Raw genomic sequence first — 14,182 nt, 5'->3', positions numbered from 1 at the left:
CATGAATTTTTTGTTGTTTTATTTATACCTGCAGCTATAGCAATGTTAACCATAGGTGTGATGGAGTTCAAAAAGTCTATAAATGATTTTTTGTGTTCCTGGAAAGTGGGCTTTACCGTCACAAATCTTGTGCTTCAGACCGGGCCAAATCATAGCACTGGGAGTGAGTTATAGTGACAAAAGCAAAGCAATATTTTGGGGGATATTTTCTGCTATTCCCAACAATTTTTATGATTAGCTCCTTTGTGTGGCGATTTATTATTCGGATGAATGATTTATTGATTGTGTTAACAGATTCTTTATCAATGTTAGCCATTTATTATTTCATAGTTAGTACTTTCTTTGTTTTTCGTATGAAATAACACGCTGTACTAGAATCGGGAGCTTTCTTAGCTTTACTGTGTTCAGATTGATTCCATCTTCAAAAAGGGTTGTAAGCCTTTTTGAAGAAGGGATCTGGGCTGGTTGGGAGTTATCTTAACTTCTTACATAGTTATATTCGTTAATGCATTATTCATCTTTATAGTCTTTAGAAGACGTAAAAAGTCAAGTGATTGCTAACTTCCATTAACCGGGCAATTTTTTAACATGAATTAATTCGCTTTTCAAAAAATACCTCCAAGAGAGGAGATAAGTTCATAGTCAATAGAACTCCTTCAAAATCATATAAATGGCGAGATAAGTATGGAGCCTTTATAACGGCTGGAGTTTGTCTATATTGCATGATTATCAACTTGGGTAATAATTGGATACTTGTAGGATTCTTTGGCTTAGGGGTCCTAATTTGTGGAATCCTAGGATATTCTGATGTAAAGAAAATTAAAAACAACTAATGATAGACATTAAAGTATTCTCCGCTTAAACGGCGCAAGGCTTGTGATTCAAACGGGTCATTTTGAGGAGGCTAAACTTGGTTGACTATGTATTAATTATATTACTTGTGCTACTAATGACACGTGCATTTGTAAGAAATAGAGAGAATTTGAAAGCGTATAAGAAACTGGGTAAAACTCAACTTATAGGTGTGATTACAACTTTTATTTTCACAGTAGGTACTTCAACCTTCCTTATAGTTTACGGTAAAAAATTGATTGAAGGAAAGTTTCCTAGTCCCTTTTTAGAAGCTTTTATTTTCCTGGTCATATTATTCTTTGTCTTTATTATTATTGGAACTATATCGGATAAAGTGATGAAGAAAATCACAAAAGGAGTTCTTCCAAAAAAGTAAAAGGTTCTTCTAGAATCAGAAGCTTTAACGGTATTAGGTTTGTGCTTCAAACGGGTCATTTTATGTGGACTTGGTTCTAGACTATGGGGGGGATATTATGAATTTTATCTTTAGTAAAATGTCACAACAGCAGGCGGAAAATATTGCATCAAATTGGCACTATGAAGATGAATACTCTTTTTATGACGTGGATGCTGATGAGGAGGATTTAATCGAATTTTTGGATCCGAAACAAAGAGAGGACATTTATTATATTGTTAGGGAAGATGATGAAGAAATCGGGTTCTTTAGTTTTGATTACAAGGCGGGCGCAGTTGATATTGGGTTAGGAATGCAACCTGAATTGACTGGTCGAGGACTTGGTTTAGAGTTCTTTAAAGCTGGGCTGAAATTTGCTATATCCCAATTCACCCCTAATGAAATAACACTTTCCGTTGCCACTTTTAATGATAGGGCTATAAAGGTCTATAAAAAAGCAGGATTTGAACCTGGCGAAACTTTTATGCAAGATACAAATGGGAGTCGTTTTGAGTTTTTGAAAATGAAGTATGACTGCGCAAGTAAATAACTATAGATGTTAATATTCTTCTGCAAAAGGGTGCATTTGTGGCATAAGGACTGCGCTGCAATCGGACCATTTAAATTAAGAGGAGTGATCATTTGCCAAGAACAGTTATGGGTAAAGTTTCTTTCGCAATGCTTATATTCTTTGTGATTCAAGTGATTTCACTAATTGTTGTGTGCTTTATAGATGGGTTTCTCGCTATAATTGTTCTTCTCTATACAACGTTAATAACAATGCCTATATTCTTTATATTTGGCTTAATAGGACTTGTGAAAGAAAAAGGAAATAAGAAAATCATACCGTTAGTTGTACTTGTTCTAGGTGTGATCGAACTAATATTATATCTGGTTATAATTTTTGGTTATGAGTTTGGTGGTTGACCAATGAAGTTCAATTATCGGGGCGTTTGCCGCACAAGTAATCGCCCCAATATCGCAAACGGGCCAGATTAAAGGGGATGAAGTCATGGAATCAGATTACTATGAGTGGGGCAATAGAAATAATCAAACTTTAGTTTTTTTACATGGAATGGGTTCTGCGGGACTGAGTTTCGGTGAACTAGCAAAGCTTATAATGAATAATTATCACATTGTTTCTTTTGATTTACCTGGACATGGTGGAAAAGCTCCTTTGCCTAATGAGAAAGATTATTTGCCAACAAGTATTGTAGAAAACTTAAGTATATTAATTGAGTCATTGGGTTTAACTAATGTTATTCTCGTCGGACATTCATGGGGAGCACACCTTGCATTATATCTGGCTGGACTTCATCCGAAAAAGGTCAAAGGACTGATTTTATTAGACGGAGGGTATTTTCAACAAGATCCGGTCGGTGATTCCCTAGAAAAACAACTTGAAAATATTGATGTATTCACTGAGAAAGTTCGCTATCCTTCGCGAGAGGCATTTCTTGAATCTGAAAAAGAGGATTCTCCGACTTGGTCCAAAGAGATTGAAGCAGGACGCTTGGCACAAGTTATTGAATTTGACGGTGAAATCCGATTGGCTATATCTTCTTTTACAGCCAAAGCAGTAACTAAAGGAATATATCAGGAGCAAACAGCAAACATTTTCCCTAAGGTTCTTTTTCCAGTGTTGTTAATTCGTAGTACACTTCCCGTAGAAGTAGAGGATGACCGCAGAACAGCAATCGAATATTTAGTTAAGAATATCCCTCAAGCTGAGGTTCAAGCAATTCCGAACACAAGCCACGATATTTATCGGGATGCACCGGAAACAATAGCCTGTAAAATAAATGAATGGATTAACCGTAAATTGTAACGAGAAATTTAGATTATTGCTGCAAACGGGCCATTTTGTGGAATCATACTTAAACTAACGGGCAGGTTAGTTGAACAGGTAATAAGATTTTAAATTATTTAAAACTATGACTGGAGGGTGAAAATGAAAAGAATGATGTTAATGGTTTTAATCCTAATAGCAATTATTACTGCTTTAACTATTCCCTATTTAAATAGAGCAGATTTTCATGGGGAAATAAAATTTTTAGAAGAAAGTAAATTTGTATTGTATCCAATTAAAATTGACCCTTCAAAACAGTATGATGTTCCTGAAATTCACTTCTCTAAAGACACGGAAGTTACAGGGAAAATCAAGAGTATTGTGAATTTTAAAAACGGACAAGAAGTGAAATTGTGGGTAGAAGTTATCGAAGGACAGAATGTTGCAAGCAAAATTAAGGTTATTAAAGAGTAATCTTATTGAAACTAACGGGGGCGATTCTGAAATAAGGATTATGCCGTTAAAGGGCCATTTTCTTTAATACCGATGCCATTGCTATTAGAAAAAATCATGCAAGAAGTTGGGGGGATCTAATGTCACTGTTAAAACGTTTTGCGTTTTGGTTACCTGTAATGGCAGTCATTCACTACATATTTGAATTGTTGTGGAACCCAGTTAAAGACATGATTTTCGCCTTCGATCCCTTGCTAGCAAAAATATTTGGATTGCTTGATAGTAATGGTTTTCTATATGATAACGAACATTTTAAAATCCTGTTTCCAGGTTTTTTGGTGCACTTTTTCTTGTGGTTAATCTATGGCGTTATTATTGATTACATTATCAAAGTATTGTTTAGGGAAAATAGAAAAGATGAATGAGATTGCTTGCCCATTAAGTCTGCAACATTCGGGCGCAATTCTTGAATAAGGATTATGCCGTTAAAGGGCCATTATCTTGGGAATAAACGAAAATAGTATACTAAATACAAAGGGAGTTTTTTTATTGAAACAGGCTTTACTAGTCATTGATGCACAACAAGAATTGATTGACGGTAATGAAAAAGAGAAGAGTGTCTTGAATACAGATAATCTGTTAGATAATATTAATTCAGTGTTGAAAAAGGCATTAGACTCAGATAGTTTTGTTATTTTCATAAGAGATAAAGATGTTGCAGAAGGCCATGGTAAAGGATTCGAGATTCATTCCGATATTGATATACCTAAAGAGGCAAAGATATTTGATAAAGAGGCAACAAATTCGTTTTACGGCACTCCATTATTGGATTTTTTACAAGATAACGTGGTTAAACACCTGGTTGTTATGGGTTGCAAAACAGAGCATTGTATTGATACAGCAGTTAGAACAGCAACAGTAAATGGTTTCGACGTGACCTTAGTTGGAGATGGTCACTCAACAACAGATTCCCAATCTATAACTGCCGAGCAGATTATCGACCATCATAATGAAGTCCTACATGGACATTACAATGTCGATAATTTTTCAGTGGTTAGAAATGTGAGTGAAAATTTATTTATACCTAATCACGATGATTATCGATAAATTTTAATAAAATCATCTTCCCAAATCGGGTGCGTTTAAAGAATAAAATTTGATGTACTCACTTAGTTGATTGGAGTGCAAGCCGTCGACTCCGAGAGGATTAGCGTGCGCTTGAGACCCTGGACGTAGCGAAGCGAAGGAAGCGGCTCAAGCCACGCCCTCCGGAAAGCGTACGGCTGAAACGCAAATCAACGTGCCGAACGCTATTCTAGATACGGGTACGATTGCTTTATAAGCGATTTCGTCTATATCGCAATCTGGGTCATTTTGTTCGATAGGGATCGGATTGATAGATAACGGCTGGTCAAGTTTTTATATTCCTTTTAGACCAACCCATTTTGCAAAAATTGAAATGACGCAAGCTTTTTATGTAATTCATTACTGCGTTGCATGATAGTGCGACCTCGATAAATTTCTTTTGGATAAAGTCTACATCGCTTTCTAATACTTCTATATAATTATTGGAATGTGGTTAACTCCAACTCTGGATCACCTATACAGTCAGCAAGGACAATTAATTGTTTAGTATTTAACTTTGCACCGATTGAAATCCCACCATTGACCGCTAATTTCACTTTATTCTCAGTTTTCATGTGGATACTGCACATTTCTCTGCGCTATGGGGATGCTCCCAATGCCTGTATTCATGGCATTTTTCATGATCTTTTTAGCTGAAAAGGTTATGGGTAAATTCGGGATTAAAAAGACGATGGTTACTGGTTTTATCTTACTTGGGGCCGGTTCTGTCTTATTTTCACAAACGGCTACCGTCGACGGGAATTATTGGACCAATGTATTATTAGCTTCGTTACTAGCATCTTTAGGTAATGCTCTTGCTTACCTGCCAGCCACTACGGCGTCAGTGTCGGAAGCTGAACCAGATAGATCTGGTATTGCATCAGGTTTATACAATACTTTCTATCAAATAGGATCAGCGGTTGGTTTGGCTGTAATTGTTGCTATTGCAGGAGCAGCGACTTCCTCTAGTACAGAAGAGTCCCCGATAGTTGCGCTGAATCATGGTTTCCAACAGGCATTTTTCTGGGGAGGCATCATAGCATTTGTTGGTGCTATCTTGGCAATCCTGTTTACCCGCAAACCAAAGAGGGGAAAATAGACAAGTTCCAATGATGTTGGGCCATTTCACTTCGAATGATTAGTGATAGGTGCCTTTGTAAAAAACACTCATGAAAGTTCAAACAAACATGAAAGTTTCGTGCACAGACATCGCAAAAAGAAGAAGTTGCTGGCTATGTAGCGTATGGGCATTGCCGAGACAAGGTCATTGCCCTTCTCACTCGCAGGTGTTAATATAGGGGTACGGGGTATCATTGAGATTGAGGGAGTGTGATCATATGACTGAATCGGCAAAGAAAACTGTCCAGCCGAATAAGCAACAGTTATTAAATCGATTGAAACGAATTGAAGGACAAGTAAGAGGTGTTCATCAAATGGTGGAAAGTGATCGCTATTGTGTAGACATTCTCCATCAGATTAGCGCGATTCAATCCGCGATGAACAAAGTTTCTTTAGCCTTATTAGAAGACCATACCCACCACTGTGTCGTCAATGCCATTAAAGGGCAAGATGGAGAGGCAGCTATAGAAGAGCTTATGAGCGTCATGAAAACAATGACAAAATAAGCACTGCACTCTACTTGACATACTGGTATGGGGTATATTATATTTTAATTAACAACAAAACAGGAGGTTTTTCATCATGAAAGAAGTGTTAAAAGTAGAAGGTATGTCTTGCGGTCATTGCGTAAATTCAATCGAGTCAAGCGTCGGTGAACTAAAAGGTGTTTCTTCAGTTAAAGTGGATCTTGCGGGAAATGAAGTAACCGTAGAATACGATAACGAAGCAACATTGGGACAAATAAAGGAAACGATTGAAGACCAAGGCTATGAAGTTGCTTAACTACTAATGATAGATCGTCTTCCGCTTACACCATGTAGGGGTATAGAGCGGTTGAGAAGTGATTATACGTCTACCGTATAATCCTTCTTTTTTCAAAAAAACATACCCCTACTGAGTATTGGAGGGATACAAATGGCAACTGCGGAAAAAACATTGAAGATCAATGGGATGACATGTGCGGCATGTGCAAACCGTATTGAAAAAGGGTTATCGAAAATTGAAGGGGTCGAAAAGGCGAATGTCAATTTTGCTTTGGAAAGTTCAACAATCCTATACGATCCCGAACAAACAAATGTTGAAGATTTTAAGGCGCGTATCGAAAAAATAGGATACAGCGTCATTGAAGATAAAGTGGAATTCGATATTTCGGGTATGACGTGTGCGGCTTGTGCGACAAAAATCGAGAAACGAATAAATAAAATGGACGGTGTTTCGAATGCTGCTGTCAATTTTGCGCTGGAGACGCTGACAGTTCATTACGATGGCAGTCAAACCAGTTCTGCTGAAATGATCGCCAATGTGAAAAAGATGGGATATGAGCTGATTCCCAAAACAGATGACAACGATAAAATGGATCATAAAGAACAGGAAATTAAAAAGCAAACGCAGAAATTCATTTTCTCAGCAATTTTGACCTTGCCGCTCTTATGGACGATGGTTGCGCATTTCGAGTTCACATCGTTCATCTATTTACCAGGGTTTCTCATGAATCCTTGGGTGCAGCTTGCTTTGGCTACACCTGTTCAATTCATAGTCGGTGCTCAATTTTATAAAGGGGCTTACAACTCTTTGCGCAATAAAAGTGCCAATATGGATGTGCTAGTAGCACTTGGTACGAGTGCCGCTTACTTTTATAGTCTCTTCTTGACATTTGAATGGATGAACGCCGGCAGCACAGGTGAGCCCGAGCTATACTTTGAGGCATCGGCAGTCATCATTACCCTTATTTTGCTTGGTAAATTATTCGAAGTCCGAGCAAAAGGAAAAACGAGCCAAGCGATTCAAAAACTGCTTGGTTTACAAGCGAAAACTGCACGTGTGTTGAAAGACGGAATTGAACAGGAAATTCCGATTGAAGAGGTCGTCACAGGAGATATCATCTTAGTAAAACCGGGTGAAAAAATTCCTGTTGACGGTGAAATTGTCTCAGGTCAATCAGCAATCGATGAATCGATGATTACTGGAGAAAGTATCCCTGTGGATAAAGTACCGGGAAATCCCGTAATTGGTGCAACAATCAATAAAAACGGATCCTTGCAGATCGAAGCGACAAAAGTTGGAAGAGATAGTGCGTTATCGCAAATTGTCAAAGTCGTTGAAGAAGCGCAAGGTTCAAAAGCGGATATTCAGCGTTTGGCAGATAGGATCTCCGGCGTCTTTGTTCCGATTGTCGTCGGCATCGCGATCGTGACATTCTTCGTCTGGTATTTTGTCGTCACTCCGGGAGATTTCAGATCATCCCTTATCCCGACCATTTCCATTCTCGTCATTGCCTGTCCATGTGCACTCGGTCTCGCAACTCCTACTTCCATCATGGCAGGATCGGGGAGAGCGGCTGAAATGGGAATGCTCTTCAAAGGCGGAGAACACCTTGAAAATACACGTTCCATTGACACAGTTGTGTTGGACAAAACCGGAACCGTAACGAAAGGGGAACCGGCGTTAACCGATGTTTCGATAGCTGAAGGATTTGTGGAACGGGAGGTTTTGGAATGGGTAGCTTCCGCTGAAAACCAATCTGAACACCCGTTAGCACAGGCGATTGTAACGGGCGTCAAAGAAAAAGGAATCGATTTAATCGAACCGACGTCATTTAACGCGCTACCTGGATATGGAATTGAAGCAGAGGTTGCTGGAAGGCATATACTTGCCGGAACGCGGAAACTTATGCGGAGTCAGGCCGTTGTGATTGGGAATATTGAATTGGCAATGAAGAAAATGGAAAACGAAGGGAAAACAGCAATGCTCATCGCGGTCGATGGAAAGCTTGCAGGTATCGTAGCAGTCGCAGATACTGTAAAAGAAACGTCTAAAAAAGCAATTGAGCGAATGACTGCACTTGGATTGGACGTCATCCTGCTGACTGGAGACAATCAGCAGACGGCAGAAGCAATCGGTCAGCAAGTCGGCCTGAGTCATGTCATCGCAGAAGTTCTTCCTGAACAAAAGAGCGATGAAATCAAGAAGTTGCAAGCACAAGGCAAGAAAGTCGCGATGGTCGGTGACGGCATTAACGATGCCCCGGCGTTGGCCCTTGCAGATATCGGAATGGCGATCGGTACCGGAACGGAAGTCGCAATAGAAGCAGCAGACATTACACTCATGCGCGGCGATTTGAATAGTGTGGCAGACGCCATCATCATGAGCCGGAAAACAATGCGTAATATCAAACAGAACCTGTTCTTTGCCTTCTTCTACAATACAATTGGCATTCCAATCGCTGCACTTGGCTTGTTAGCTCCTTGGGTAGCTGGAGCTGCGATGGCATTTAGTTCAGTTTCCGTCGTATTGAATGCACTCAGACTGCAGCGAGTTAAACTTTGAATATATAATTGAATAAAGATAGGTAAACTCTCTCTCATCTTAATTTGAGAGGGGGCTTTTACTTGAAACTCACTTTCTTCTTATGAGCTGCATTGCAAGCGTAAGGGGAAGAGTACTGGTTGATTTAAGACAAAGATGCAATTGATAGGGGAGTAATGCTTCAATGGTAGAAGATTTTAATGAGAATATAAAGAAGAAACCCTAGAAAGGGTCTCTGGCCATGCGATTCAATTTGAAATTAAAGTTTTGGTTGTCGTATGATGTCTTCATCATCTACAAAGGATTTTGCTCAATAAGGTTACCATCAGAAATACATAAAAGTCATAAGAGAAACTATAGCGTCTTTTCAGTTGAAAGGACACTGTACAATGGGATACCAGTCCGTTGACCGTCAAAGATAAAATAAGCGGATAGAAGAGTTCCTTAAGCAATTTCCTTAAAATGAATAGGATTCTCCATCATCTGGTACGAATACATTAGAAATTCCTTTTTCATTAATAAAGCTTTTTAAATCTGCTCTTGATAATCCCCAATGGTTTACAGCTTCCATATGAACAGTTAGGATTTTTGCATTTGGAGCAGCCTTCACAACCTCATAGACGTCGTCTATACCCATAACCAAAGAACCTCCCACAAGGAATTTATTATCCCCAGCATTGAGGACAATGACTTCTGGTTTATGTGTATCGATTACTTCTTGCACAGCATCATACCAAACTGTATCTCCAGCAATGTATAATGTTTTCTCCCCTGCGTGCTTAAAGATCACCCCACATGTATGACCCGCATGTTGCAGAATCTCGCCTCTGCCATGCTGTCCTTTTGACTTTATTATTGAAAGGAGTTAAAGAAATGTTAGATGAAACGGATAAGCGTATCTTAGATGAACTATCTAAGAATAGTCGCATTACTATGAAAGAACTGGGGGAGAAAGTCCATTTGACTGGACCAGCTGTTTCATCTAGAGTCGAGAAATTAGAGCATAATGGGGTAATTGAGGGGTATTCAATTAATGTTAATCGAGTTAAATTGGGATATTTTATACATGTATTCATTACAATAATTACACAAAGCACCTATCACCAGCCTTATTTATCGTTTGTGAAAACGCAAGAACCATACGTAATCAATAATTATAAAATAAGTGGTGAAGGTTGTTACCTTCTCGAATGCAAATTTCCTTCAAATGAAATATTAAATAATTTCTTGACTGCCTAAAAACGAGCATGCAAACTATAAATTATCGATTGTTATTGAAAAATAGAGAATTCCATACAATTGAGCGTTTGTGTTTAAATCGGGCCAGTTTATCGAGAAAATGCTATAAACGCTAAAACGCACAGAAATTATTCTGTGCGCTTTAGCGTTTTTAAATTGATTTTAAGAAAATAACATGTAATATATAAATTGCATATGGAATGTATATATTACAAGAAAGCAGAGGTATCTATGAAAAACAATGTAAAGATAGCTCGAATAAAAGTATCTATGAAACAGGATGAACTAGCAAAAGTGACTGGCGTGACACGACAGACAATTGGTTTAATCGAAAAGGGTGACTATAACCCGAGTCTGAATCTTTGTATTGCACTTGCAAAAGCATTGGATAAAACACTTGATGAATTATTTTGGGAGGTAGAATGAAATGGAAAAAACGTGGATTGCTAACTTATTATCGACAGATGAGTATAGAGAAAAACGATTTCTGTATTTTGTAGCTGAGTCAGTACTTATTCTAAGTACATTGCTCTTTCTATATTTAATAGTTGATTCATTTTTTATTAATCTAAATGTTTCTGGCGATATGATGGCACTCATTACTTTAGGGTTTTTGTGTGTATATATACTTTTGAGATCTGCCTTGACGGGTATTGAATATCCTGAAATTGCGACAAAGACAAGGTATAAAGAGGAAAAATGTTCTAAAGCTTATGGATCGATACGTTTTGGAATTCTATTTATAATCGTTTATGGTGTTTTTAAAGGTATTCCAGCTAACTTACAAGAAGTAATAGATGTTATTGGGCCAGCGATAGTAGCTGCAATATTCTTCTTTCTTTTAAGTTATATTTCATTGAGAAAGTCATATCGTAAAAACAGAGAATTGCTAGATGACTAACATATTTTTAATCGTGACTTTGTATGTGTGTATTCTGAAATTGAAGACGTTTCTAACATTAGAATCTGTGCCTATGAACTAACCAATCAGCGAAATCTGGAATCAGATGCAATTGTTAAGGCGGAAGACCAATTCTTGCTCTGGAATGATGTATTGTTGAAAGTACAAGGAGGAATGAGTGCGACAAAGTTTAAAACATGGTTCAAAAATACAACTGCCATCCAACTTGGGGGACAGCATGTTGGTGTTGTGTGTCGCAATAGCTTTCAGGTGGAATGGCTGAAAACCCACTATCGCCTGCTAATCCTAAACATCCTGGAAGAATTAACAGGGGAACAATTTGAATTGGATTTTTTGGTTGAATAGAGAGTGGAAACGTCATAAGAAGAATTTTATGAAAAGGGAAGCGAGGTCCAAGTGGAACCTTTAAAAGCAGCGGGACAATATGCAAGCAAGTATTTCCCGAATTGCCCTAGATTAGTTAAGCAGCCTTCTGCAGATTTCACCTTGCAGTCCGGTTGCTTTTTCTATTTATCGGTGAAACACTAGGAGTCAGCAATGAACTGTGTTAGCAAGCGAACCGTTTGTCCATACTAGATGGAATCTGTATCACGCAATCCAGCTAATTCAATCCAGCCGTTAGAAAAGAAGGTATGTCTGATGAAAAAAGTACTTTATATAGTGACCGCGATAATGATAGCAGCGTTCGTTATCCTGGGATTCACACTTAAAAACAATTCAGGAAGGAAATCTGCGTCAAATACGCTTGCGAATAGTGAACACAGTACTGAACCAGAGGAACCTTCCATCACAACCGCTGAGCAACTCGCAATGATTGTAGAACAAGCGAAGCAAGGGAAAACACCGACCTTCCAAGGCACGGCAGGCAAAACTACATCTCAAGAAGTCGGGGAAGATTGGGCCGTTTCAGGCACTCCTGCAGAAACAGAAGCGGGAATCTATTCGAATTATCCTGATCATGACGCAACAATCGGCACTCGCGGCGGTATCGTGTTCGACGTGCGTTATGCAGGAGAGGATCTGAAAGAGATTCACTATGAAGACCTTCAAGCAGAACTGGGGAATCCAGACAAAGTCAAGACGTTTAAGGATGCTGCGCATGACCGGGTCATTTGGATCTATCAAGTGAGTCCCGATTACCAGCTGAAATGGATCTTGCCTCAACCGACAGATAAGACTCCAAATCCGACAGTTGACCATATTGCGGTCTGGACAAAAGTTGAAACGAAGGAGGAGAAAATGCTGTCTGAAATGACACTGGAAGAAAAAATCGGTCAGTTGGTCATTGCGGGGATTGAAGGTACATCCATCAACCAAGCATCCAGGCAGCTCATAGAACATTATCAAATAGGCGGCGTCATTTTCTATGCCAATAACGTGGACACTACTGAACAAACCGTACACTATGTCAACAGTCTGAAAGCAGCCAACCAAACGAATCCGCTGCCGCTGTTCACAAGTATTGACCAAGAGGGTGGACGCGTTGCCCGTTTGCCAAAACAAATCGCCAAGCTGCCGACTGCAGCAGCAATTGGCAGAACGAACGATCCGGATTACGCCTTCACTATTGGACAGACACTCGGAAAACAGTTGACGCAATTCGGTTTCAACATGAACTTTGCACCAGTCCTGGACGTCAACAGCAATCCGAACAATCCAGTCATCGGAAACCGCTCATTCAGCTCAAATCCGAAAGTCGTGAGCGCACTCGGTATCCAGACGATGAAAGGGATCGAAAAACAACATGTTATTCCTGTCGTCAAGCATTTTCCGGGACATGGTGATACATCCGTCGATTCGCACCTGGAATTGCCGAAAGTGAACAAAACGCTGCAGCAGCTTGAACAATTGGAGTTGATTCCATTCAAGAAAGCGATTGAAGAACATGCAGACGTCGTCATGGTTGCGCATATTTTACTGCCCCAGTTGGATAAAACCTATCCAGCCTCGATGTCCGCGCCGATTATCACCGGACTGCTGCGCAAACAGCTCGGCTACAATGGCCTCATCATGACCGATGACATGACGATGAAAGCAATTACGAATCATTACGGCATAGCGCAAGCTGCGGTCCAATCAGTAAAAGCTGGAAGTGATGTTATTCTCGTCGCACATGATCCGGCGAAAACAATTGCAGTCATTGACGCGCTGAAAGAAGCGGTAGCATCCAAACAAATCACCGAACAGCGAATAGACGAAAGTGTCATGAGGATTATGGAACTGAAGTTGAAATACAAACTGTCTGATGCTCCTGCACACAAGGTGAATGTCGAACAATTGAATAAAGAGATTTGCAGTGTGTTAAAAAAATAACTTTATAATCGGCCAAACCATGCTATTATTTAATGCAACAACCGGGAACCGATAAGGGGGAATTACTATGACAAACAAAAGTGAAAGCATTGCTAAAAAAGAGCTGCCAGTGGAACAATGCGAGGAACTGCTAACGATTTTGAAAACTCGATTTGAAGATAATATGCACCGGCATGTAGGGGTGACGTGGGAAAGTGTCCAGGCAAAGCTTGATGCCAACACGGAAAAACTATGGTCATTAAACGAAATGGAAAGAACCGGCGGAGAGCCCGATGTCATTGGATATGACAGCGAGACTGACACGTTTACATTCTGTGACTGTTCCGCAGAAAGCCCTTCAGGCCGCAGAAGTCTATGTTATGATCCTGAGTCACTCGAATCACGCAAAAAGAACAGACCGGCACACAGCGCTTGCGGGATGGCGGCAGAAATGGGCATCGAACTGTTGGATGAAGAACAGTATCGTGCACTGCAGCAACTCGAAACGGTTGATAAGAAAACGTCCACATGGATCAAAACCCCTTCAACTATTCGGAAGCTCGGCGGCGGCTTATTTTGCGATTACCGCTTCGAAACCATCTTCGTCTATCACAATGGCGTCGAGTCTTATTATGCAGCCAGAGGATTCCGTGGTCTGCTGAACGTGTAAGGTCAAAAAAACAGTCTCCAT

At 39.6% G+C, this 14,182-nt stretch carries 16 protein-coding genes and 2 pseudogenes; 17 read left to right on the top strand and 1 reads right to left on the bottom strand.

All coding sequences use genetic code 11. The features are described 5' to 3' along the window. The first annotated feature begins 910 nt into the window (after positions 1-910). The 11 genes from PGH26_RS12540 to PGH26_RS12490 all read left to right on the top strand — a co-directional run bounded on the left by PGH26_RS12540 (position 911) and on the right by PGH26_RS12490 (position 9,059). Positions 911-1,228 carry a hypothetical protein gene (locus tag PGH26_RS12540; protein WP_323691390.1) on the top strand — a complete coding sequence of 106 codons (318 nt, stop codon included), beginning with the start codon at positions 911-913 and terminating at the stop codon, positions 1,226-1,228. Positions 1,229-1,325: 97 nt separating this feature from the next. Further along, a complete protein-coding gene (locus tag PGH26_RS12535; protein ID WP_323691389.1) occupies positions 1,326-1,796 on the top strand; it encodes a GNAT family N-acetyltransferase in 471 nt (156 codons plus the stop codon). A gap of 92 nt (positions 1,797-1,888) precedes the next feature. Further along, positions 1,889-2,173: a hypothetical protein gene (locus PGH26_RS12530; RefSeq protein ID WP_323691388.1), complete on the top strand. Its 285-nt coding sequence runs from the start codon at positions 1,889-1,891 to the stop codon at positions 2,171-2,173. Positions 2,174-2,258: 85 nt separating this feature from the next. Then, positions 2,259-3,074, top strand: a complete 816-nt coding sequence (locus tag PGH26_RS12525) for an alpha/beta fold hydrolase (protein ID WP_323691387.1) — start codon at positions 2,259-2,261, stop codon at positions 3,072-3,074. A 123-nt stretch (positions 3,075-3,197) separates the two neighbouring features. Beyond that, entirely contained in the window at positions 3,198-3,509 is a 312-nt protein-coding gene (locus PGH26_RS12520; RefSeq protein ID WP_323691386.1) for a hypothetical protein, read from the top strand. A 119-nt stretch (positions 3,510-3,628) separates the two neighbouring features. Then, a complete protein-coding gene (locus PGH26_RS12515) occupies positions 3,629-3,913 on the top strand; it encodes a hypothetical protein (protein ID WP_323691385.1) in 285 nt (94 codons plus the stop codon). Between the two features lie 124 nt (positions 3,914-4,037). After that, positions 4,038-4,595, top strand: a complete 558-nt coding sequence (locus PGH26_RS12510; RefSeq protein ID WP_323691384.1) for a cysteine hydrolase family protein — start codon at positions 4,038-4,040, stop codon at positions 4,593-4,595. 634 nt (positions 4,596-5,229) lie between these two features. Then, a complete protein-coding gene (locus tag PGH26_RS12505; protein WP_323691383.1) occupies positions 5,230-5,712 on the top strand; it encodes an MFS transporter in 483 nt (160 codons plus the stop codon). Positions 5,713-5,950: 238 nt separating this feature from the next. Continuing rightward, a complete protein-coding gene (locus PGH26_RS12500; protein WP_323691382.1) occupies positions 5,951-6,238 on the top strand; it encodes a metal-sensitive transcriptional regulator in 288 nt (95 codons plus the stop codon). Between the two features lie 76 nt (positions 6,239-6,314). Then, entirely contained in the window at positions 6,315-6,515 is a 201-nt protein-coding gene (gene copZ / locus PGH26_RS12495) for a copper chaperone CopZ (protein ID WP_323691381.1), read from the top strand. Between the two features lie 132 nt (positions 6,516-6,647). Beyond that, on the top strand, positions 6,648-9,059 hold the full coding sequence (locus tag PGH26_RS12490) for a heavy metal translocating P-type ATPase (RefSeq protein WP_323691380.1): 2,412 nt from the start codon (positions 6,648-6,650) through the stop codon (positions 9,057-9,059). Between the two features lie 436 nt (positions 9,060-9,495). Here the strand turns inward: PGH26_RS12490 and PGH26_RS12485 are convergent. After that, positions 9,496-9,900 (bottom strand): annotated as a pseudogene (locus PGH26_RS12485) (MBL fold metallo-hydrolase); the annotation flags it as partial. Between the two features lie 11 nt (positions 9,901-9,911). Between PGH26_RS12485 and PGH26_RS12480 the strand changes: the two are divergent. The 6 genes and pseudogenes from PGH26_RS12480 to PGH26_RS12455 all read left to right on the top strand — a co-directional run bounded on the left by PGH26_RS12480 (position 9,912) and on the right by PGH26_RS12455 (position 14,161). Then, positions 9,912-10,323: pseudogene (locus PGH26_RS12480) on the top strand (Lrp/AsnC family transcriptional regulator). A gap of 185 nt (positions 10,324-10,508) precedes the next feature. After that, complete coding sequence (locus PGH26_RS12475) at positions 10,509-10,703, top strand: helix-turn-helix transcriptional regulator (protein ID WP_323691379.1); 195 nt, start codon at positions 10,509-10,511, stop codon at positions 10,701-10,703. A 1-nt stretch (position 10,704) separates the two neighbouring features. Further along, positions 10,705-11,178 carry a hypothetical protein gene (locus tag PGH26_RS12470; RefSeq protein WP_323691378.1) on the top strand — a complete coding sequence of 158 codons (474 nt, stop codon included), beginning with the start codon at positions 10,705-10,707 and terminating at the stop codon, positions 11,176-11,178. A 27-nt stretch (positions 11,179-11,205) separates the two neighbouring features. After that, positions 11,206-11,544 (top strand): DnaA N-terminal domain-containing protein, encoded by a 339-nt coding sequence (locus tag PGH26_RS12465; protein WP_323691377.1) that lies wholly within the window; start codon positions 11,206-11,208, stop codon positions 11,542-11,544. Between the two features lie 294 nt (positions 11,545-11,838). Then, positions 11,839-13,512 carry a beta-N-acetylhexosaminidase gene (gene nagZ, locus PGH26_RS12460; protein ID WP_323691376.1) on the top strand — a complete coding sequence of 558 codons (1,674 nt, stop codon included), beginning with the start codon at positions 11,839-11,841 and terminating at the stop codon, positions 13,510-13,512. Positions 13,513-13,579: 67 nt separating this feature from the next. Continuing rightward, positions 13,580-14,161, top strand: coding sequence for a DUF4256 domain-containing protein (locus tag PGH26_RS12455; RefSeq protein ID WP_323691375.1), 582 nt, complete (start codon positions 13,580-13,582; stop codon positions 14,159-14,161). Positions 14,162-14,182: the final 21 nt, after the last annotated feature.

Origin of the sequence: Sporosarcina jeotgali, assembly GCF_033304595.1 — a bacterium.
GTDB lineage: Bacteria > Bacillota > Bacilli > Bacillales_A > Planococcaceae > Sporosarcina > Sporosarcina jeotgali.
This window is presented reverse-complemented; position numbering and strand designations above follow the sequence as displayed.